The 18,090-nt window shown below is 62.2% G+C and carries 20 protein-coding genes and 1 riboswitch; of the genes, 7 read left to right on the top strand and 13 right to left on the bottom strand.

Features of this window, described 5'->3' with window-relative positions; translation table 11 throughout:
- Positions 1 to 78: 78 nt before the first annotated feature.
- The 3 genes from ACF8FB_RS08885 to ACF8FB_RS08875 form a co-directional block, all read right to left on the bottom strand.
- Entirely contained in the window at positions 79 to 1,443 is a 1,365-nt protein-coding gene (locus tag ACF8FB_RS08885; protein WP_010952007.1) for a DUF1329 domain-containing protein, read from the bottom strand.
- Between the two features lie 25 nt (positions 1,444 to 1,468).
- The gene (locus ACF8FB_RS08880; RefSeq protein WP_010952006.1) at positions 1,469 to 3,355 is read right to left on the bottom strand and encodes a DUF1302 domain-containing protein; all 1,887 of its coding nucleotides are present in this window, start codon (positions 3,353 to 3,355) and stop codon (positions 1,469 to 1,471) included.
- Between the two features lie 331 nt (positions 3,356 to 3,686).
- Complete coding sequence (locus tag ACF8FB_RS08875) at positions 3,687 to 5,369, bottom strand: fatty acid--CoA ligase (protein ID WP_010952004.1); 1,683 nt, start codon at positions 5,367 to 5,369, stop codon at positions 3,687 to 3,689.
- 293 nt (positions 5,370 to 5,662) lie between these two features.
- Between ACF8FB_RS08875 and ACF8FB_RS08870 the strand changes: the two genes are divergently transcribed.
- From ACF8FB_RS08870 to ACF8FB_RS08860, 3 genes are all read left to right on the top strand, one after another.
- Positions 5,663 to 6,628, top strand: coding sequence for a 2-hydroxyacid dehydrogenase (locus ACF8FB_RS08870; RefSeq protein WP_010952003.1), 966 nt, complete (start codon positions 5,663 to 5,665; stop codon positions 6,626 to 6,628).
- Positions 6,629 to 6,682: 54 nt separating this feature from the next.
- Positions 6,683 to 7,681: a class I SAM-dependent methyltransferase gene (locus ACF8FB_RS08865; RefSeq protein ID WP_010952002.1), complete on the top strand. Its 999-nt coding sequence runs from the start codon at positions 6,683 to 6,685 to the stop codon at positions 7,679 to 7,681.
- A 40-nt stretch (positions 7,682 to 7,721) separates the two neighbouring features.
- Positions 7,722 to 7,861: riboswitch (yybP-ykoY riboswitch) on the top strand.
- Positions 7,862 to 7,949: 88 nt separating this feature from the next.
- Complete coding sequence (locus tag ACF8FB_RS08860; RefSeq protein WP_003247342.1) at positions 7,950 to 8,534, top strand: TMEM165/GDT1 family protein; 585 nt, start codon at positions 7,950 to 7,952, stop codon at positions 8,532 to 8,534.
- Positions 8,535 to 8,579: 45 nt separating this feature from the next.
- Here the strand turns inward: ACF8FB_RS08860 and ACF8FB_RS08855 are convergent, their stop codons facing one another.
- The 4 genes from ACF8FB_RS08855 to ACF8FB_RS08840 form a co-directional block, all read right to left on the bottom strand.
- Positions 8,580 to 9,398 (bottom strand): M48 family metallopeptidase, encoded by an 819-nt coding sequence (locus tag ACF8FB_RS08855; protein WP_049586394.1) that lies wholly within the window; start codon positions 9,396 to 9,398, stop codon positions 8,580 to 8,582.
- A 227-nt stretch (positions 9,399 to 9,625) separates the two neighbouring features.
- Positions 9,626 to 10,246 carry an SOS response-associated peptidase gene (locus ACF8FB_RS08850; protein WP_010952000.1) on the bottom strand — a complete coding sequence of 207 codons (621 nt, stop codon included), beginning with the start codon at positions 10,244 to 10,246 and terminating at the stop codon, positions 9,626 to 9,628.
- Positions 10,247 to 10,261: 15 nt separating this feature from the next.
- Positions 10,262 to 10,522, bottom strand: a complete 261-nt coding sequence (locus ACF8FB_RS08845; protein ID WP_020192887.1) for a putative signal transducing protein — start codon at positions 10,520 to 10,522, stop codon at positions 10,262 to 10,264.
- A complete protein-coding gene (locus ACF8FB_RS08840; protein WP_010951999.1) occupies positions 10,522 to 10,707 on the bottom strand; it encodes a CPXCG motif-containing cysteine-rich protein in 186 nt (61 codons plus the stop codon). Before ACF8FB_RS08840 ends, ACF8FB_RS08845 begins: the two co-directional genes overlap by 1 nt.
- A 122-nt stretch (positions 10,708 to 10,829) precedes the next feature.
- Here ACF8FB_RS08840 and ACF8FB_RS08835 point away from each other — a divergent pair, with 122 nt between their 5' ends.
- Entirely contained in the window at positions 10,830 to 11,999 is a 1,170-nt protein-coding gene (locus tag ACF8FB_RS08835; protein ID WP_003247351.1) for a 1-acyl-sn-glycerol-3-phosphate acyltransferase, read from the top strand.
- Between the two features lie 123 nt (positions 12,000 to 12,122).
- On the opposite strand, the gene ACF8FB_RS08830 is transcribed toward ACF8FB_RS08835, so the two are convergent.
- The gene (locus tag ACF8FB_RS08830; RefSeq protein WP_392511221.1) at positions 12,123 to 12,383 is read right to left on the bottom strand and encodes a hypothetical protein; all 261 of its coding nucleotides are present in this window, start codon (positions 12,381 to 12,383) and stop codon (positions 12,123 to 12,125) included.
- Positions 12,384 to 12,543: 160 nt separating this feature from the next.
- Between ACF8FB_RS08830 and ACF8FB_RS08825 the strand changes: the two genes are divergently transcribed.
- Positions 12,544 to 12,750: a hypothetical protein gene (locus ACF8FB_RS08825; RefSeq protein ID WP_003247353.1), complete on the top strand. Its 207-nt coding sequence runs from the start codon at positions 12,544 to 12,546 to the stop codon at positions 12,748 to 12,750.
- Positions 12,751 to 12,824: 74 nt separating this feature from the next.
- Here the strand turns inward: ACF8FB_RS08825 and ACF8FB_RS08820 are convergent, their stop codons facing one another.
- Entirely contained in the window at positions 12,825 to 13,409 is a 585-nt protein-coding gene (locus ACF8FB_RS08820) for a YajG family lipoprotein (protein WP_010951995.1), read from the bottom strand.
- A 145-nt stretch (positions 13,410 to 13,554) separates the two neighbouring features.
- On the opposite strand from ACF8FB_RS08820, the gene ACF8FB_RS08815 reads away from it, so the two are divergent.
- Both ACF8FB_RS08815 and mqo read left to right on the top strand, forming a co-directional pair.
- A complete protein-coding gene (locus ACF8FB_RS08815; protein WP_392511220.1) occupies positions 13,555 to 13,788 on the top strand; it encodes a hypothetical protein in 234 nt (77 codons plus the stop codon).
- A gap of 601 nt (positions 13,789 to 14,389) precedes the next feature.
- The gene (gene mqo / locus ACF8FB_RS08810; RefSeq protein ID WP_010951993.1) at positions 14,390 to 15,898 is read left to right on the top strand and encodes a malate dehydrogenase (quinone); all 1,509 of its coding nucleotides are present in this window, start codon (positions 14,390 to 14,392) and stop codon (positions 15,896 to 15,898) included.
- A gap of 176 nt (positions 15,899 to 16,074) precedes the next feature.
- Here mqo and ACF8FB_RS08805 read toward each other — a convergent pair whose 3' ends face one another.
- The 4 genes from ACF8FB_RS08805 to ACF8FB_RS08790 all read right to left on the bottom strand — a co-directional run bounded on the left by ACF8FB_RS08805 (position 16,075) and on the right by ACF8FB_RS08790 (position 17,989).
- Positions 16,075 to 16,365, bottom strand: coding sequence for a PA4642 family protein (locus ACF8FB_RS08805; protein WP_003247360.1), 291 nt, complete (start codon positions 16,363 to 16,365; stop codon positions 16,075 to 16,077).
- Positions 16,366 to 16,433: 68 nt separating this feature from the next.
- On the bottom strand, positions 16,434 to 16,904 hold the full coding sequence (locus tag ACF8FB_RS08800) for a hypothetical protein (RefSeq protein ID WP_003247361.1): 471 nt from the start codon (positions 16,902 to 16,904) through the stop codon (positions 16,434 to 16,436).
- 51 nt (positions 16,905 to 16,955) lie between these two features.
- On the bottom strand, positions 16,956 to 17,429 hold the full coding sequence (locus tag ACF8FB_RS08795; protein ID WP_392511219.1) for a WbuC family cupin fold metalloprotein: 474 nt from the start codon (positions 17,427 to 17,429) through the stop codon (positions 16,956 to 16,958).
- Between the two features lie 2 nt (positions 17,430 to 17,431).
- Positions 17,432 to 17,989 (bottom strand): hypoxanthine-guanine phosphoribosyltransferase, encoded by a 558-nt coding sequence (locus tag ACF8FB_RS08790; RefSeq protein ID WP_010951990.1) that lies wholly within the window; start codon positions 17,987 to 17,989, stop codon positions 17,432 to 17,434.
- Positions 17,990 to 18,090 lie beyond the last annotated feature (101 nt).

Below are 18,090 nucleotides of genomic sequence, written 5' to 3'. Positions count from 1 at the left end.
AGAGGCCGGGTCAGGAAATAGAAACGCCCCGGCGAGCCGGGGCGTTCTGGGGATCACACGGCGTTCAGTGATTTCAGCTTAGCGAATACCCGACTGACGCAGCGCTGCGGGCTGGAAATCGGCCTTGCTGGCACTGAAGCCGAAGTCGTAGGCACGTTTCTCTTCGTTCTTCATCCCAAGGGCCAGGTAACGACCGGACTGCAGGTCGTAGATCGCTTCCAGGGTGTACCAAGGCACTTCCACGTTGTAATAAGGCTGAGCATGGGCCTCGGACACGCGCCACAGTTGGCCACGGCCGTCGTACTGGTCGATCACTGCGGCCTGCCAGGTGTCCTCATCGATGTAGAAGTCCCGCTTGGCGTAGATGTGCCGCTGGCCTGGCTTGAGGGTTGCAACTACGTGCCAGACGCGGCGCAGCTCGTAACGGGCCAGGTCCTGGTTGATGTGCCCGGCCTTGATGATGTCGGCGTACTTCAGCTTGGGGTCATCCAGCTTGAAGGCGTTGGAGGCGATGTACAGTTCCTTCTTGCCTTCCAGCTTCCAGTCATAACGGTCCGGTGCACCGTTGAACATGTCCAGGTTGTCCGACGTACGCAGGCCGTCGGCGGCGGTACCTGGGCCGTCATACGACACTTGCGGTGCCTGGCGCACACGGCGTTGACCGGCGTTGTAGATCCACGCCTTGCGCGGCTCCTTCACCTGGTCGAGGGTTTCGTGCACCAGCAGCACAGTCCCGGCCAGGCGCGCAGGCGCAGTAACTTCCTGCTTGAAGTAGAACAGGATGTTGCCTGGGTTGTTCGGGTCGTAGTCCTTCATCTTGTCGCGGAAGACGAACTGGTCGGAGAAGTATACGGGGTTGAACGAGCCATTCTGCTGCGGCGTGGCCTGGGTCACCAGGCGGCTGACACTGCCGCCGCGGTAGCGGGTGATGTGGTTCCAGATCACCTCAAGGCCGCTTTTCGGGATCGGGAACGGCACCGCCGTGCGGAAGTTGCTCAGGCCGTTGCCGCCTTCCACCAGGGTAGTTTTGGTGGCGTTTTCCTTGATGGCAGCGAACACATCGGCCGGGACGGTTGCGCCGCGATGGGTCTTGAACACCGGGATCTTGTAGGTGTTCGGGTAGCGTTTGAACATGGCCAGCTGGCCCGGCGAGAGCTTGTCCTTGTACTGGTCGGCATTCTGCGCCGTGATGGTGAACAGCGGTTTTTCACTGCCGTACGGGTCGGACAGGAAGCCCTTGCCGTCGACGCTGCCTGCGGTCTTCGACAGCGGCTCCCACGGGCCGATGGAGCCGTCGGCGTTGCCGGCCTTCTCGGCACCCATCGGGGTCAGGGTGCTGCCCAGCTTGGCCGCCTCGTCGGCGGATACCGCAGCCATGACGCTGGTCGCCAGCAGGGACAGGCCCAGCACACCGGCTTGCAGCAGACTTCTGGTCTTGTTCATGTCGTGTCGTCCTGGATCTGTATGCTTAGAAGTTCACGCCGAAGCTGAGGGCGACGAAGTCGCGGTCATCCACGGTGCTGTACTTGCCGTCGAAGAAGTTGGTGTACGACAGGCTCGCCGTATAGGTGTTCTGATACTCGGCGTCCAGGCCCAGGCTGACAGCCTTGCGGCCTTCCTCGAAGTTGGCGCCAGGGCCAGGCGAATAACCGGACACGTCATGCGACCAGGCCACGCTCGGCTTCAGGTTGATACCCGCGAATACGTCGTTGTAGTCCCAGATGACACGGCCGCGGTAACCCCAGGAAGTGCTGGTGGTGTAGCCGTCGTTCTCGCATTTGCGGTTCAGGTTGGCGGTGGACGCCCCCGCACCGGCGCCGGCGATGGTGCTGCCATTGAGCGCCTGGCAGGTATCGGCGCCACCGGTGGATGGCAACGGACCTGGGCCGAACACCGGGTCGCGACCGTAGCGGGTATCGTGGGCATTCTCCAGGCCGCCGACATGGGTAACACCCACTTCACCGACTACAGTCATCCGGCTGGCACCCATCACCTGGTCGAAGAAATGGGTCAGTGTGGTCTGGAACTGGGTGATCTCCTTACGGCGATACCCATGCAGGTCTTGCCCCGGCGTACCGGTCAGCAGCGATGCGTTGCTCAACGCGCCGCCAATGGGACGGACACCGGCGAACAGGATATCCGTGGTATTGAGCTGCACTGGCGCGTTGGGACGGTAGCTGACTTCGCCGCTCCAGGCGGTGCCAGTGGGTAACGTGGTGGAGAAACTCAAGCCATAAAGGCGGATGTCCTCGGGGTATTCCACAAAGTACTCGGAATTACCCGCCACGATCAGAGGCGCCAATGCACGCAGCTGCGCAGGCAGGGCGCTCAGCCCGGCGAACACGGACGGCGGGGCCCCTGTGGCACTGAAGATGGGTGCACGGCTATGGTAATTCATGAAGTAGGCGCCGAACTCCGTGTCCAACGGCTCGAACATATAGCGCATGGCCACACCGAACTGGCCGCTGTCACGCGCATCGCGGTCGGCACCACGGCGCACCATCACACCCTCTTCGTTGATGTTCACGCCCCGCGTGGCGAGGAACTGCTGGGCAGCGCCCGGCACCGTGCGGCTGCTATTGAGCACGCGCAAGTTGTCGGTACAGCCGTCGGCGATGATGTCCGGCTGAGAAAAGAAGGTGCCGCAGTTATCGACGACCGTCTGGTCCCATTCGAGCTGGTAGAAGGCCTCGGCCGACAGGTTGTCGGTCAGGCTCTGCGAGATGTAGAACATGTTGACCGGAATCAGGCCTTCCTTGATCTCGGCTCCGGGACGGCGGAACGCCGACACGTCGATGGGGTTGATCGAGTTGATGCCGCCGCCGATGAAGGTACTTTCGCCCCAGCTCACTACCTGCTTGCCAAAACGCACCGAGCCAGGCTGATCGCCGATGGAGTAGTTGTGGTAGACAAAGGCGTCGAGCAGCTCGGCCCCGGACGACTTGGCGCCTTCCTTGCGGTTGGAGTCGCTGATGTCCTTGAACTCGCGGTTTTCGTCCTTCAGTTCGAAGTCGTACCAGTACTTGCCGCGCACGAACACACCGGTGTCGCCGTACTTGAGCTCCAGGTCATGAATACCCTTGAAGATCTTGGAGAAGGTTTCGCCCTTCTTGAAGTTCAGGTGGCCATCGTCGGATGTCTGTGACAGGCCCTTGCCGCCGTTGTTCACCCCTATCAGGTTCTTGTTGGGGTTGGCCGTCGACCAGCTGGCGCCGATGGAGAGCGACGAGTCGAACTGGCCTTCGATTTCACCAATGTTGAAACTGACAGCGAAAGCAGGACTTGCGAGCGTGGAAGCAAGGCTGACGGCCAAGGGCAGCTTGGCCCGGCGCCAGAACAGGTTTGCAGATTTCATCGACGCTACTCCATGTACTTTTTTGTTATGGCAGTGAGTCCTTTCAAGAACGGCCCGAGCGACCGGATTGCAGGCTTGCACCTGCGGCGACACAGCTTGCGCATGTCGCCCTCCCCCATTCCTGAAAATCCCCTGGCCCCGACTATAGCCAGCAGGCACAGGCGCTTGATCCCTCTAAAGTGTGATTTGCGCTCCATGCCACCAACTCGCTGCAGTTTTGCTTCGGTTGCGGGCTGGTAGTGCTCAAGGATGGCGCATTTCTGTCGTTTGGCAAGGCGGCGGGCTCTCTAGCATGCGGGTCACGCTCTGACGTGCGCGCCCCGCACAATGGTTACAACGTGGAAAGGAACGCGCTGTTGCTGGCCTGCCACTGGACGATGTCCTGGCGAATGCGTTTCTTGTCGAGCTTGCCGACACTGGTCTTGGGAATTTCAGTAACAAGGGCGATCTGGCTTGGAATCGCCCACTTGTTGATATGACCTTGCTCGACGAATGGCTTGAGGTGTTCCTTCAGCGCCTTGGCGTCGATATCGTGGCCGTCACGTGCCACCAGCAGGGCAAACGGGCGCTCACCCCACTGCGGGTCGGCCACCCCCACCACCGCCACTTCGCGCACGGCCGGGTGGCGACTGATCAGGTCTTCCAGGTCGAGCGAGGAAACCCACTCGCCACCGGTCTTGATCACATCCTTGATGCGGTCGCGGATGTCGATGTAGCCCATGCCGTCGAGGGTGGCGACGTCACCGGTGTGCAGCCAGCCGCCCTGCCACAGCTCCTCGCTCTTCTCCGGCTCCTTGAAGTAGCCCATGGTCAGCCACGGCGCACGCAGTACCAGCTCGCCCTGGGTTTCACCATCGGCGGGCAGGAAGTTGCCTTCGCCGTCGACGATGGCCGCTTCGACCAACGGCACCGGCACACCGGCCTTGATACGGTAAGTGACGCGCTCATCCTCGCTGCCGGCCTGCAGTTCATCGTTCAGGTGTGCCGCGGAGATCAGCGGGCAGGTTTCCGACATGCCATACGCGGCGGTCAGCTGGATGCCGCGCGCCAGGGCGGCCTGGTACAGCGAACGGTTGAGCGAGCTGCCGCCGATGATGATCTTCCAGCCGCCGAAGTCCTGCCCCTGGGCGTTCGGGCAGTTGAGCAGCATCTGCAGGATGGTCGGCACGCAGTGGGAGAAAGTGACCTTCTCTTCACGCCAAAGCTTGACCAGCATGTCCGGCTCGTAGCGCCCTGGGTACACCTGCTTCATGCCGAGCATGGTGGCAGCGTAGGGGATGCCCCAGGCATGCACGTGGAACATCGGGGTGATGGGCATGTACACATCGTTGCTGCCCAGCAGGCGCACGCTGTCGATACTGCCGGTGACCGAGGCCTCGGCCAGGGTGTGCAGCACCAGCTGGCGGTGACTGAAATACACGCCCTTGGGGTTACCGGTGGTGCCAGTGGTGTAGAAGGTAGTGGCCACCGAATTCTCGTCGAAATCCGGGAAGTCGTAGCGCGGGCTGGCAGCAGCCAGCAGCTGCTCATACTCGCCGACCAGACCGGGCAGTTCGGCAGTCTTGTCCGGGCCATCGGTCAGTAGCAGGGTCTTGTCGACAGTGGTCAGCTGCCCGGCGATGGCCTGGTACAGGCCGACGAAGTCGCTGTTGACCAGCACCACGCGGTCTTCGGCATGGTTCATGGTGTAGAGGATCTGCTCGGGCGACAGGCGCACGTTGATGGTGTGCACCACAGCGCCGATCATCGGGATGGCGAACATGCATTCCAGGTAGCGATGGCTGTCCCAGTCCATCACCGCCACGGTGTCACCGGCCTTGACCCCGGCCTCGGTCAGCACGTTGGCCAGGCGGGCAATGCGCTCGTTGAGCTGTGGATACGTCAGCCGCATCTGGTCGCGGTAGACGATTTCCCGGGTCTTTTCATAGCGGCTGCCGGACATCAGCAGGCGCTTGATCAGCAATGGATAGGCATAGGCGCCCTCGGCGGGCTTGATGATGCGTGTCTGCAACATGGGGATCCCTTTTCTGAAAAGCGGGCCGGACAAGTCTGGGTTTACTGTAGTTCGCCAATGTGACGGCCAAATCAGCCGAAGGAATGATTTGCGCGGCAGAGGTATGAGTGGCGGGCGTTGACGGGCAGCAAGGTTGAGCTAGACACTGCGGCGGCGGCTTCAGGTTTGCGCCGAAGCCGAGGGCCTCTTCGCCGGCAAGCCCGCTCCTGCAAGGGTTGTGGTGACCTTGTGGGCGCGGGCATGCCCGCAAATGGCCACAACGCCCTTATCCCTCCCTGCCACTGGAGATCTTCATGCCCAGCCCGCGTCGCGCCGTGTTTCTCGATCACCAATCCCTGGACCTTGGCGACCTCGACCTTTCGCCCCTGAAGCAGCAGTTCGACCAGTTCGAACTGTTCGCCGCCACCCGCCCGGAACAGGTCGCGGAACGCTTGCAGGGCGCCGTGGCAGTGGTCAGCAACAAGGTCATGCTCGACGCCGCAACCCTGGCCGCCAACCCGCAACTGAAGCTGATCCTGGTGGCCGCCACCGGCACCAACAATGTCGACCTGGCCGCCGCCCGTGCCCAGGGCATCACCGTGTGCAACTGCCAGGGCTACGGCACGCCGTCTGTAGCCCAGCATACCCTGGCCCTGCTGTTGGCCCTGGCCACTCGGCTGTGCGACTACAACCAGGCGGTGGCCGATGGCCAGTGGGCCAAGGCCAGCCAGTTCTGCCTGCTGGACTTTCCTATCGTCGAGCTGGAGGGCAAAACCCTCGGCCTGCTCGGCCACGGCGAACTGGGCGGCGCAGTGGCGAGGCTGGCCGAAGCCTTCGGTATGCGTGTACTGAGCGGGCAGATCCCAGGCCGCCCGGAGCGCGCCGATCGGCTGCCGCTGGACGAGTTGCTGCCGCAAGTTGATGCACTGACCCTGCACTGCCCGCTGAACGAGCACACCCGGCATATGCTCGGTGCCCGCGAACTGGCCCTGCTCAAGCCCAACGCGCTGGTGGTCAACACCGCCCGTGGCGGCCTGATCGACGAACAGGCGTTGGCCGATGCCCTGCGCGGCGGTCACCTGGGCGGCGCGGCCACCGACGTGCTGAGCGTGGAGCCGCCGGTCAACGGCAACCCGCTGCTGGAGCCCGGCATCCCGCGCCTGATCATCACCCCGCACAGCGCCTGGGGTGCCGTGGAGTCGCGCCAGCGCATCGTCGGCCAGCTCAGCGAGAACGCCCAGGCCTTCTTCGCCGGGCAGCCACGCCGCGTGGTCAGCTGAGCCAGGCGCCCGCCTCTGTTACACTGCGCCACTTTTTTTCAGGAGACGTCGTCCATGGACCCGCGCAGTGAAGTGTTGCTCCGTCAGGCAGAGCTGTTTCAGGGGCCGCTGCTGATCGCCGGCGCCCCCGCCGACGACCTGCTCGGCCAGTTGCCTCAGGCCCAGGCCTGGACCTGGCATGCCGGCGATCAGGCCATGCTCGAAAGCCGCTTCGCAGGCCGCAGCCATTACGGCGTCGAGGCCCCTGAAGCAGCATTCGACAGCGCCGTGCTGTTCCTGCCCAAATCCCGCGAGCTGGCCGCCTATCTGCTCAACGCCCTGGCATCGCGCCTGGCTGGCCGCGAGCTGTACCTGGTCGGCGAGAAGCGCGGTGGCATCGAGGGCGCGGCCAAGCAGCTGCAGGCCTTTGGCAAGCCACGCAAACTCGACAGCGCCCGGCACTGCCAGCTGTGGCAAGTGACCATCGACCAGGCACCGCAGGCAAAACCGCTGGAAAGCCTGGCCGAGCGCTTCGAGCTGGCCCTCGAAGACGGCCCGTTGCAGGTGGTCAGCCTGCCTGGGGTATTCAGCCATGGCCGACTCGACCGAGGTACCGCCCTGCTCCTGAAGCATCTTGACGGACTGCCCGGTGGCCACATGCTGGACTTTGGCTGCGGTGCCGGGGTACTGGGTGCCACGCTCAAACGCCGTTACCCACAAAGCCGGGTGACCTTGCTGGACGTGGATGCCTTCGCCGTGGCCGCCAGCCGCCTGACGCTGGCTGCCAACGGCCTGGAAGGCGAAGTGATCAGCGGCGATGGCATCGACGCCGCCCCTACCGAACTGAGCCTTATACTGAGCAACCCGCCATTCCACACCGGCGTTCATACCAACTATCAGGCTTCGGAAAACTTGCTGAAAAAATCGGCCGTTCATCTACGAAAAGGTGGCGAAATGCGCTTGGTCGCCAACAGTTTCCTGCGCTACCAACCACTGATCGAAGGGGCGTTGGGCAACTGCCAGGTACGTGACGAGGCCGACGGTTTCCGCATCTACCAGGCAACTCGCGGATAAAAAACAGCGCTTGCCGAAAACGTTTTGCCTAGGCAGAATCCGCACCGTCCTAGGGGAGTAGTCTCCCGCGAGCACCCAGCTCGCCCGGTACGCGTCAACATACTTGGTCCACAGACCATGGCGCGTGCGACCCACCATGCACGCCTGCATGGAGAGATCCGCATAGACGGATCGAGGGTTTGACAAGACCTATGACACGCACACCTTACCCGGGGCGGGGAGGCTGTACGTGTCATAGCCGTGTCGACCCGCCCCCGTAGGAATCCTGATGCTGGAATCACTGTTGGTCCCCACCGCTATCGTTGCCCTGGCCGAGATCGGCGACAAGACGCAACTGCTCGCACTCATTCTCGCTGCCCGCTTCCGCAAACCCTGGCCGATCATCGCCGGCATCATCGCCGCCACCCTGGCCAACCATGCCGCAGCCGGTGCCGTGGGGGCGTGGGTCGGCAGCTTCTTCAGCGATTCGGCCCTGCACTGGATCCTGGCTGCGAGCTTTACGGCCACCGCACTGTGGACGCTGGTACCGGACAAGATGGATGACGACGAGAACCCGGCTCGCCGTTTCGGGCCGTTCCTGACGACGCTGATTGCGTTCTTCCTGGCCGAAATCGGTGACAAGACCCAGGTCGCTACCGTGATGCTGGCGGCGCAGTATCCGCACCTGATCATGGTTATTATCGGCACAACCCTGGGTATGCTGATTGCCAACGTGCCGGTGGTACTGGCGGGTAACTTCGCGGCAGACAAACTGCCGTTGACGCTGATTCGCCGCCTGGCGGCAACGGCGTTCTTCGTACTGGCAATCGTGGCCGTCTATTCGGCAATGAAGGCCAGTGGCTGGATTGGGTAAAGGGAAAACCGGGGGGGCTGCCATGCAGCCCCAGGATTCAGGCATTTACGGCTTGGCGGCAGCCTGATACAGCGGCATCACCTTCGGAATCGCCGCCTGCAGCGAAGCAATGCGGCTCGCGGACGCCGGGTGAGTACTCATGAACTCAGGCGGTGCACCTTCGGAAGCCTTGCTCATCTTGTTCCACAGGGTGATCGCGGCATTCGGGTCGTAGCCGGCACGGGCCGACAGCTCCAGGCCAATCAGGTCGGCCTCGTTTTCGTTGGCCCGGCTGTTGGGCAAGGTCATGGCGTAGTTCACCACCGTGTCGGCCATGGCCATGCTGCTCTGGCCGAGGCCAAAGATGGCACCGGCACCCTGGCGAGCCATTTCCACACCGTATGCCTTGGACATGGCCTCGCGGCTATGCTCGCGCAAGGCGTGGGCAATCTCGTGCCCCACCACTGCGGCAATTTCCGCATCGGTGAGCTTGAGCTGATCGATCAGCCCGGTGTAGACGATGATCTTGCCGCCCGGGCCGCAGTTGGCGTTCAGTTCATCACTCTTGATCACGTTGACTTGCCAGTCCCACTGCGCGGCATCCGGGCGGAATTTGGGCGCCTGGGCGATCAGGCGGTTGGCAATGGCCTGCACACGCTTGGCATCGGCGCTGGACTTGTCGAGCACACCCTTGCTCGATGCTTCACCCAGGGTCTGCTGATACGACTGCGCGTACATCTGGTTGACCTCATCGGTCGAGAGCATGCTGAACATGTACTGTTGGCGTTCGACGCCAACAGCACCGCCGCTGGTGGTATTCACCGCCTGGCAGCCGGCCAGCAGGATGCCAGCACTCAGCAGGCTGATGACAAAAGACTTACGCATGAAAACACTCCCTATCCACATGCGCCGTATCCTAGGCCGAGTCGCCAGTGGCTGCCATAGCCGCAGGGAAGATTTTCGTCGCCTGAACCGGCCTCTTCGCGGGCAAGCCCGCTCCTAAAGGGGTAACACGACCGTGGGTACGAGCAGGCTTGCCCGCTCCTACAGCAGGGGTAACACGATCATTGTAGGAGCGGGCTTGCCCGCGAAAGGGCCGGCACAGCCCCCCATCAAGCCGGGGTAAGACACTCCGGCGCATCCAGCTTCGGGTCATTGACGAAATTGGCCAAGGCCCGCTCACGCAACGTCGCCGGTGGGCTGGCCAGCAGCTCGTGCAAGCGGGTAATCGGCGTGTCCGGGTCAAGCCAGGCCGCCTGCCCCGCTTCGTCGAGGATGAGCGGCCGACGCTGATTCATGGCCGCCTGGGTCACCACCGCGCAACTCAGCCATACCTGGTCCTGCACCGGATAGGCCTCCCACACCGCCGCAAAGTACAGCGACGCGCCCTCCCCCGGGGTCAACCAGAACGGGCGTTTGCGCACGCTGCCACGCCATTCGTAAAAGCCGTTGGCCGGCATCAGGCAGCGGCGCTGACGAAATGCATCGCGAAACATCGGTTGTTCGGCCAGCGTTTCGGCGCGGGCATGGGCAGGGGTGCGGGACAGGTCGGTGAGCCAGGCCGGGGTCAACCCCCAGCGCGCCTTGGCCAGTTGCTGCTGGCCGTCAAGCTGACGCTGGATCAGCACCGACGCCCCAGGCGATATATTCCATTGGGCCGGCTGGCCGACGGGAAAGCCCGGCAGACTGGCAAGGGCCTGGGGCCAGCGAAACAGGGCATAACGTCCACACATGGGCGAATTCAGAACCTAGCAGATCAAGGTACCGGGGACATTCTCCGGTTCGTCGCCAACCAGTGGCTGGGCATCATTGTACGCATCGATCAGCTGCCGTGCGCATTCGGCCTGCTCATCAGCCACGACGAGCCCCAGCAGGCCCTGCAAGGGCAGCTCGCCGGCGGCACCGACAAGGTCACGGCCGACCACGTGTACATCGATCCCCTCGCTGGCAAGCATGCCTGCCAGCATTTGCGCCTCAAGCAGGCTTTCCGGTTCGTAGATACGCTGCATCAGGTGTCGTCCTCGCGGCGGACTTCAAGCATCCATTCGTCACCATGCACCTGCAGAATGCACACCACAGGCTGACAGCACACCTGGCAATCCTCGGTATAAACCTGGTCGCCCGCAGACAGATCGACGGTAGTTTCCACACGTTCGCCACAATAAGGGCAATCATAGAAGTCGGTTTCCAGCATCGCGGCCTCCGCAGTGACTTATGCGTATAATTGCCGGTCTGTTTACAGGGTCTGTGTGCGTCCGAGCCGTTTTTCGGAGCCCGTCCCTACCTTATTACCCTAGCCGTTTCCAACAAGAGAGCATGATGGGCGAATTCGATGCCATCCGACCGTACGACGACGCTGAGGTCCCTGCCGTTCTGGCACGCCTGCTCAGCGACCCGGCATTCCTCGATATCCTCACCCACTTCCGCTTTCCACGGGCGGCCGGCGCTCTCGGCTGGTTGCTCAAGCCCTTGATCGCACGCCGCCTGCGCAAGGAATTCGCCGGTGTTACCTGTGTCTCGACCTTGCAGGACAAAGTCGAGTACTACGTCGACCAGACCATCGATCGCGCCACCGACGGCGTCACCTACTCGGGTGTGGAACAGCTCAAGGCCGGCACCGCCTACCTGTTCCTGGCCAACCACCGTGACATCGTCATGGACCCGGCCTTCGTCAACTATGCGGTGTACCACGCCGGCCTGCCCACGCCGCGCATCGCCATTGGCGACAATTTGCTGCAAAAGCCCTTTGTCAGCGACATGATGCGCCTGAACAAGAGCTTCATCGTGCACCGTTCGATCAGCGGGCGGCGCGAAAAACTGGCTGCTTACCAACTGCTGTCGGCTTACATCAACCACTCGATCCGCAACGATGCCACCTCGATCTGGATCGCCCAGGCCGAAGGTCGGGCCAAGGACGGTGACGACCGTACCGACTCGGCGATCCTCAAGATGTTCCACATGAGCCGCAAGGACGAACCGTTCGGTGCAGTGATCCAGAGCCTGAACCTGACCCCGGTGTCGATCAGCTACGAGTACGACCCGTGCGACCAGGCCAAGGCCCGCGAGCTGTACATCCGCGCCACAACCGGCACCTACAAGAAGGCGCCGGGCGAAGATGACAACAGCATTGCCAAAGGCATTACCGGCTACAAGGGCCGAGTCCACATCAACTTCGCGCCGCCGGTAACCGAGTACCACGAAGACACAAAACAGCTGGCGGCAGAGATCGACCGGCAGATTCTGGGGGGCTACCGACTGTTCCCGGTGCATTACCTGGCGTATGCGATGTGGGAAGGCAAGGACGAAGCCCTGCAGGTGCCAAGCGCCGAGAAGGTGTTCCCGGCGGATGAGCTGGCCAAGGCCAAGGAAGAATGGCAACGGCGCCTGGATGCCTGCCCGCAAGAGCAGCGGCCGTACCTGGTGTTGCAGTATGCGACGCCGGTGCGCAACCAGTACCAGGTCCGGCAGCAGACGCCGGTCGCCTGATCGATCCCGGGGGCTGCGTTGCAGCCCAATCGCGACACAAGGCCGCTCCCACAGAGAATTGCGTCCACCCTTGTGAGAGCGGCCTTGTGTCGCGATTGGGCCGCAACGCGGCCCCGATGGTTCTCAGACCCAGGTGCTGAACCAGGACAGCAGCAGCGCCATCGCCAGGCACGAAAAGCCCAGGATGTAGAAGTATTTCGGCACCCGAAGTTCGAAAGCGCCCACTACCCCCTCGTCTACTGCCATGTACGCGCGGGTTTCGGCCTCGCGCCGCCGCGCACTGTGCAGCAGCAAACCGCCCGGGCAGGTCAGCAGCAGCGCCAGCAGGTTGATCAGCTTGGTGGGATGGGCGGCCAGGAACCCCCAGAGCACTTGCAAGGACATCACGCAACCTCGGTGTGAGCAGTGGCAAAGGCCAGCATTCTACCCAAGTCGCACCGTGGCGCCCGGCCTTGGCGACAAACTGTCATTAAATTTCATCTGTCATCCGCTCGTCATCCATACAGGCGACCCTGTCGACCTTTTGATGACCCGGAGCTTTTTCATGTTGCACGCCGAAAACCAGGACCGCCTCTACCTCGTTGCCCAGAGCGATGAACAACAGGCGCTGATCGATGGTTTTGCCATCAACGTGCAGGACCGCCAGTGGCTGGTCTACTGTGCGCTTGGCGGACATGTGCATGAGGACTTGCCCGAAGTGGATGCCGGCACTGGGTTCAGCTTGCTGGATTTCCACATAGAAGCGGCGTAGATCTGTACCGGCCAGACAACAAAAAACCCGCTGCCTGTCACTCAGGCAGCGGGTTTTCTTGCACCACCTGAAGCTTACTGACCCAGCACCTGCCCGATGCTCGGGTCCTTGAACAGGCGGGTCAGGGCATCGCTCAGCACATCACCCACCAGCTGGGTGTTGGTGTCCTGGTTCGGCGCCATGCCGAAACGCTGGTCCAGCGAAGCGCCATAACGGCCACTGTAACGGCGGCCGCCATTGGTCACATCAGCGCGGAAGGTGGCGCCGATGGTAGCCTCGGTCACGTAAAGGTTGTCTTTCGGCGACTGATACTTCAGCTCGGCCAGGGTCACGGTCAGCTGCGGTGCATTGCCGGCGTTCGGGGTCGGGGTGAAGCCGAGCAGGCGCACAGCGGCTTCAGCCTGAGCCTGCAGCTTGGGCACCACGTCGTTACCGCTGACGCTGATGGTGCTGGTCTCGGGGTACATGCCACCGCGGGTACCCAGGGACTGCGAAGGCCGGCCATCAACTACCCGGACCACCACCGGCTGGCCATGGCCGACCGGGGCCAGCTGGGCCTTGAGCGTGGGTTGCGGGTTGAGTTGTTGCGGGCTGTGGGCACAACCGACCAGGCTAAGGCTGGCCACGGCGATCAAACCGAACAACAGACGTTGCAACATGCGCGTTTCTCCAGAAAATGCGGCAAAGGCCCACAGTATACCTAGCCAGGCACAGACCAGTCATCGGCCCGGCCCGCTTGTCACAATCGTTTCATCGCCACACCCTTATCCTTGCGCCAAGCCCTAACGCAAAGGACTCGACGCCATGACCTCGCTCTGGACTCAGCTCTTCCAACGGTCGCGTCACAACGCTTATGCCCGCCTTGACGCGGATGGCAAATGCCTGGCCTTCAAGCAATGCAGCCAGGCACCACGGGGCATCGACTGGGTGCAGATCAGCGAAATTCAGCTGGCCTGGCTGGGGCGCGAGCTGCCCACCGAAGCCCGGGTTTGCGCTCGCGCAAACCGCCGTTGGCACCAGCGCCTCCTCGCTGCCTGACAAACGCTGCAATAAAAACCACGAATGGCGACATTTCTGCCCGCGACATCGCTATAATCTCCCCCCGATTATAAGGACGTCTCCTGATCGGGCCCCGCACTCGCCGATTGACCCCGGCAACTTCACCGCTTCGCCCACAGAGAGCCTTCCACTCAGGTCTTGCATCGGCTGTCGTGCCTGCTTTTTCTGGCCCTTCACACTGCATGAACCTGCGGGTTGCCATCGCGCAGTCCCCTTTTGAGGTTCACGTCTCCAAAAGAGCGTGAAAAAACGGTTTTCACAACTTCACAAGAGTGTGGCGAGCAAATGAACAGTCTGGCATGTGCAAAAGCGGCAGATGTGTCCCGAACAGCCCTGAACAGGCGGCAGATGCGCTCATCCCGTATGAGTGTCTGAACCGTTCCATAACGCACGCACGACACCTTGACCATAAGTCGAATTGCCGCACCTGTGGCAAACGGCGTTCAATGCACGAACCCGAAGACTGATTGGCGGTGTCCGCGGAAGTTGCAAGAACTGCGAAAAGTCGGACATGGCGACCCTGGCAAACCCAGGTCCTATGCTGTCAATTAGGTAGCTGTAGATTGTGGAGACGCGTTAAATGGCGCAGAACGAATCGGTTGATGTGGTACTGGTAGGCGCGGGCATCATGAGTGCCACCCTGGCCGTACTGCTCAAGGAGCTTGACCCGACCCTGAAGCTTGAGGTCGTCGAGGCGATGGACTCCGGGGCCGCGGAAAGCTCCAACCCCTGGAACAACGCAGGCACCGGCCACGCCGGCCTGTGCGAGCTGAACTACACGCCGCAGGCCGCCGATGGCAGCATCGACATCAAGAAGGCCGTGCACATCAACACCCAGTTCGAGGTTTCGCGCCAGTTCTGGGCCTACCTGACCAAGAAGGGCAACTTCGGCTCGGCGCGTGCCTTCATCAACCCTGTCCCGCACCTGAGCTATGTCGAGGGTGACAAGGGTGTTTCCTTCCTCAAGAAGCGCTTCGAGCTGCTCAAGCAGCACCACGCCTTCGCCGAGATGGAATACACCGAAGACAAGGCCGTGATGAACGACTGGATGCCGCTGATGATGCCTGGCCGCCCGGCCGACCAGCACATCGCCGCTACCCGCGTGGCCAAAGGCACCGACGTCAACTTCGGCGCACTGACCAACAAGCTGCTCAAGCTGCTGGGCGACTCGCCGGACGCGCAGGTCAAGTACAGCAAGAAGGTGGTCGGCCTGCGCCGTAACGGCAGCGGCTGGACCGTGAGCATCAAGGACGTCAACAGCGGCGGCAGCCGTGAAGTCGACGCCCGCTTCGTCTTCCTCGGCGCTGGCGGCGCGGCCCTGCCGCTGCTGCAGTTGTCCGGCATCCCGGAAAGCAAAGGCTTCGGCGGCTTCCCTGTCAGCGGCCAGTGGCTGCGTTGCGACAACCCGGAAATCGTCAAGCAGCACCAGGCCAAGGTCTACAGCCAGGCCGCTGTCGGCGCCCCGCCGATGTCGGTGCCGCACCTGGACACACGCGTCGTGGACGGCAAGACTTCGCTGCTGTTCGGTCCGTATGCCGGTTTCACTACCAAGTTCCTCAAGCACGGCTCGCTGATGGACCTGCCGCTGTCGGTGCGCATGGGCAACATCGGCCCGATGCTGGCCGTGGCCCGCGACAACATGGACCTGACCAAGTACCTGGTCAGCGAAGTGATGCAGTCGATGGAGCAGCGTCTGGAAGCCCTGCGTCGTTTCTATCCGCAGGCCAAGGCCGAGGACTGGCGCCTGGAAGTGGCGGGTCAGCGCGTGCAGATCATCAAGAAAGACCCGAAAAAAGGCGGCGTGCTGCAGTTCGGTACCGAGCTGGTCTCGGCGCAGGACGGCAGCCTGGCTGCACTGCTCGGCGCATCGCCGGGTGCTTCGGTAACCGTATCGATCATGCTGGAACTGATCGAGCGCTGCTTCCCCGAGCAGGCCAAGGGTGCCTGGGCTGCCAAGCTCAAGGAAATCTTCCCGGCTCGCGAGAAGACCCTGGCAACCGATGCTGCGCTGTACCACAAGATCAGTGCCGATAACGACGCGGCCCTGGACCTGGCAGAGAGCAGCCCGGCGGCCAAGCACTACGCTTAAGCCGGTCTGAAACGCAAAAACGCCCCTCGGGGCGTTTTTTGTGCCTGGCGCTTGATCAGCCTGTACCGCCCTCTTCGCGGGCATGCCCGCTCCCACAGGTTTGGTAATGCCCGCAGGTGCGGCGCGACTCCTGTGGGAGCGGGCGCGCCCGCGAAGAGGCCGGCACTGGCTACAGATCAGCCACGGGCTTTATCGATGATCTCGATGTACTCAGGGGCATTGCGCTGGTCGGCAATCTGCTCGACGAAGGTCTTGCCGTGCTCGTCCTTGCCGTCCAGGTCCAGGCCAGCTTCGACGAAGAAGCCTACAAAGCGCTCGAAGTCGTCCACGCGCAGGCCACGGTAGGCCTTGACCAGCTTGTGCAGCGACGGCGAAGTCACACCATCGGCCGGCTCGAACTGAAGGAACGACTTGATGTAGTCGTCGCTGATTTCGTCACCGATTACCTGTTTCTTGTCTTTACGCATTGCCGACTCCAACTGGACCATCACGGAATTTCGAAGGCCGGCAGTTTACCCCCCGCAGGCTTCGCGCCTCAACGCGTACGTACCGTCCCGGTGTGCAAGTCGGCCCAGATGTGGCCGTTGCCGTAAGTCAGAAACTGCACGTACAGGGTTTCGTTACGCAGCAGGTCCATGACCACCCGGTAGTTGCTCACCGGGTAGTTCAGGCTCAAGGTGCGGGTTTTAGCGTCATACACAGGCTTTTTCAGGCTTTTGGCCGCTTCACCATCGAACGTCAGCAGCACCTGGGCAATGGTCGCACCCTTGCTCAGCGGCTTGCCTTTCAGGCGCACCTGCAACGACGATGTGATCGGGATCGGCTGCTGATCGGACTGGCGCTGAGCCCCTACGACCACCGAATAGTCAGTCACTTGCAGCAATTGCTGGCTGGTCGGTGCTTCCTGGCGCAGGGACTGGTCATCAGGAGGCAGGAACTGACTGTGCAGCGGTGCGGCAGCGAGCGGCAGGCTGACCGCCAGCAGGAGGGGAAGAATCGCACGCATGTGAGGCTCCTTGTATGAAGGAGCACTCTAGCACGCCGGGTACAGGCAGTATCAATCGAACTGCGCGCGCATCCAGGCCTGGTAATCGGCCACGCCGGCCTCACCCTCGCGCGGCGCCCAGTGTGCGTGCTCGCCCTCGCCCACTGGTCGGTATGGCCCAGCCTTGCACTCGAACAGGATGCTGTCAGGCTCCAGCACCACCAAGCCATGGTAGGTACCAGGCGCCAGATCCACACCCAGACAGTCGCCACCGGCCAGCAGCACCCGCTTGTCAGTCACCGCGCCTTGTTCATCGAAGATCAACAGGCCAAAACGCCCCTTGAGCGCTATCAAGGTTTCAGCCTTGTCGGCGCTCAAATGGCGATGCGGCGGAATGTAGGTGCTTGGTTGCAGCCCGACGGCCATGCGGTGGCAGGGCTCTTCCATAGCGTGAAAGTTATGGTGCTGCCGCCCGCGCGGGTTGGCAGCGGCCTTTTCGGCCAGCCCGGCGAACAGCGATTGGTCGATGAACGCAGGCTGGCGCACGGTTACAGCCCCTTTACGGCGAAGATGCCGTTAGCGTTGCGCCAGTAACCTTTGTAGTCCATGCCGTAACCGAAGATATAGCGATCGACACAAGGCAGGCCCACATAGTTGGCCTTGAGGTCAGGGCTTGCCTTGCGGTCGTGGTCCTTGTCGATCAGCACAGCGGTGTACACCGAGCGGGCGCCGGCATGCTTGCAAAACTCGATGATGGCGCTGAGGGTGTGGCCTTCGTCGAGGATATCGTCAACGATCAACACGTCACGGTCGATGAACGACACTTCCGGCTTGGCCTTCCAGAAAAGCTCGCCACCGCTGGTCTGGTTGCGGTAGCGGGTAGCATGCAGGTACGAGGCTTCCAGCGGGAACTGCAGGTGGGTCAGCAGTTTGCCGGAGAAGATCAGGCCACCGTTCATCACGCAGAACACAACCGGGTTCTTGTCGTGCAGGTCCTTGCAGATCTGCTCGCCGACTTTGGCGATGGCCGCTTCGACTTCGGCTTCGGTGTACAGGCAGTCAGCTTCATGCATGACTTGACGGATATGCTCGAGATCGGCGGACATGGCGCGCTCCGGGGGGCATTTTGGAAAAGCGGGCAAAGGTACGCATCCGCTCGTCACAGATCAAGCATTTATGGACTAACGTCCAGAATGACCAGACGACA

Origin of the sequence: Pseudomonas sp. yb_2 (assembly GCF_043103905.1) — a bacterium.
Lineage (GTDB): Bacteria > Pseudomonadota > Gammaproteobacteria > Pseudomonadales > Pseudomonadaceae > Aquipseudomonas > Aquipseudomonas alloputida.
Note: the sequence above shows the minus strand (reverse complement) of the source record. Positions and strands in the feature narration are given on the sequence as shown.

Bases quoted from the DNA above. Each gene is read 5' to 3' on its own strand.
- ACF8FB_RS08855 (WP_049586394.1), bottom strand. From the start codon at position 9,398: ATGCGTAAGTCTTTTGTCATCAGCCTGCTGAGTGCTGGCATCCTGCTG.
- ACF8FB_RS08790 (WP_010951990.1), bottom strand. From the start codon at position 17,989: ATGTCCGCCGATCTCGAGCATATCCGTCAAGTCATGCATGAAGCTGAC.
- ACF8FB_RS08860 (WP_003247342.1), top strand. From the start codon at position 7,950: ATGCTGGAATCACTGTTGGTCCCCACCGCTATCGTTGCCCTGGCCGAG.
- ACF8FB_RS08865 (WP_010952002.1), top strand. From the start codon at position 6,683: ATGGACCCGCGCAGTGAAGTGTTGCTCCGTCAGGCAGAGCTGTTTCAG.
- ACF8FB_RS08815 (WP_392511220.1), top strand. From the start codon at position 13,555: ATGACCTCGCTCTGGACTCAGCTCTTCCAACGGTCGCGTCACAACGCT.
- ACF8FB_RS08845 (WP_020192887.1), bottom strand. From the start codon at position 10,522: ATGCAGCGTATCTACGAACCGGAAAGCCTGCTTGAGGCGCAAATGCTG.
- ACF8FB_RS08835 (WP_003247351.1), top strand. From the start codon at position 10,830: ATGATGGGCGAATTCGATGCCATCCGACCGTACGACGACGCTGAGGTC.
- ACF8FB_RS08870 (WP_010952003.1), top strand. From the start codon at position 5,663: ATGCCCAGCCCGCGTCGCGCCGTGTTTCTCGATCACCAATCCCTGGAC.
- ACF8FB_RS08820 (WP_010951995.1), bottom strand. From the start codon at position 13,409: ATGTTGCAACGTCTGTTGTTCGGTTTGATCGCCGTGGCCAGCCTTAGC.
- ACF8FB_RS08850 (WP_010952000.1), bottom strand. From the start codon at position 10,246: ATGTGTGGACGTTATGCCCTGTTTCGCTGGCCCCAGGCCCTTGCCAGT.
- ACF8FB_RS08875 (WP_010952004.1), bottom strand. From the start codon at position 5,369: ATGTTGCAGACACGCATCATCAAGCCCGCCGAGGGCGCCTATGCCTAT.
- ACF8FB_RS08840 (WP_010951999.1), bottom strand. From the start codon at position 10,707: ATGCTGGAAACCGACTTCTATGATTGCCCTTATTGTGGCGAACGTGTG.
- ACF8FB_RS08885 (WP_010952007.1), bottom strand. From the start codon at position 1,443: ATGAACAAGACCAGAAGTCTGCTGCAAGCCGGTGTGCTGGGCCTGTCC.
- ACF8FB_RS08880 (WP_010952006.1), bottom strand. From the start codon at position 3,355: ATGAAATCTGCAAACCTGTTCTGGCGCCGGGCCAAGCTGCCCTTGGCC.
- ACF8FB_RS08825 (WP_003247353.1), top strand. From the start codon at position 12,544: ATGTTGCACGCCGAAAACCAGGACCGCCTCTACCTCGTTGCCCAGAGC.
- ACF8FB_RS08800 (WP_003247361.1), bottom strand. From the start codon at position 16,904: ATGCGTGCGATTCTTCCCCTCCTGCTGGCGGTCAGCCTGCCGCTCGCT.
- ACF8FB_RS08805 (WP_003247360.1), bottom strand. From the start codon at position 16,365: ATGCGTAAAGACAAGAAACAGGTAATCGGTGACGAAATCAGCGACGAC.
- ACF8FB_RS08830 (WP_392511221.1), bottom strand. From the start codon at position 12,383: ATGTCCTTGCAAGTGCTCTGGGGGTTCCTGGCCGCCCATCCCACCAAG.
- mqo (WP_010951993.1), top strand. From the start codon at position 14,390: ATGGCGCAGAACGAATCGGTTGATGTGGTACTGGTAGGCGCGGGCATC.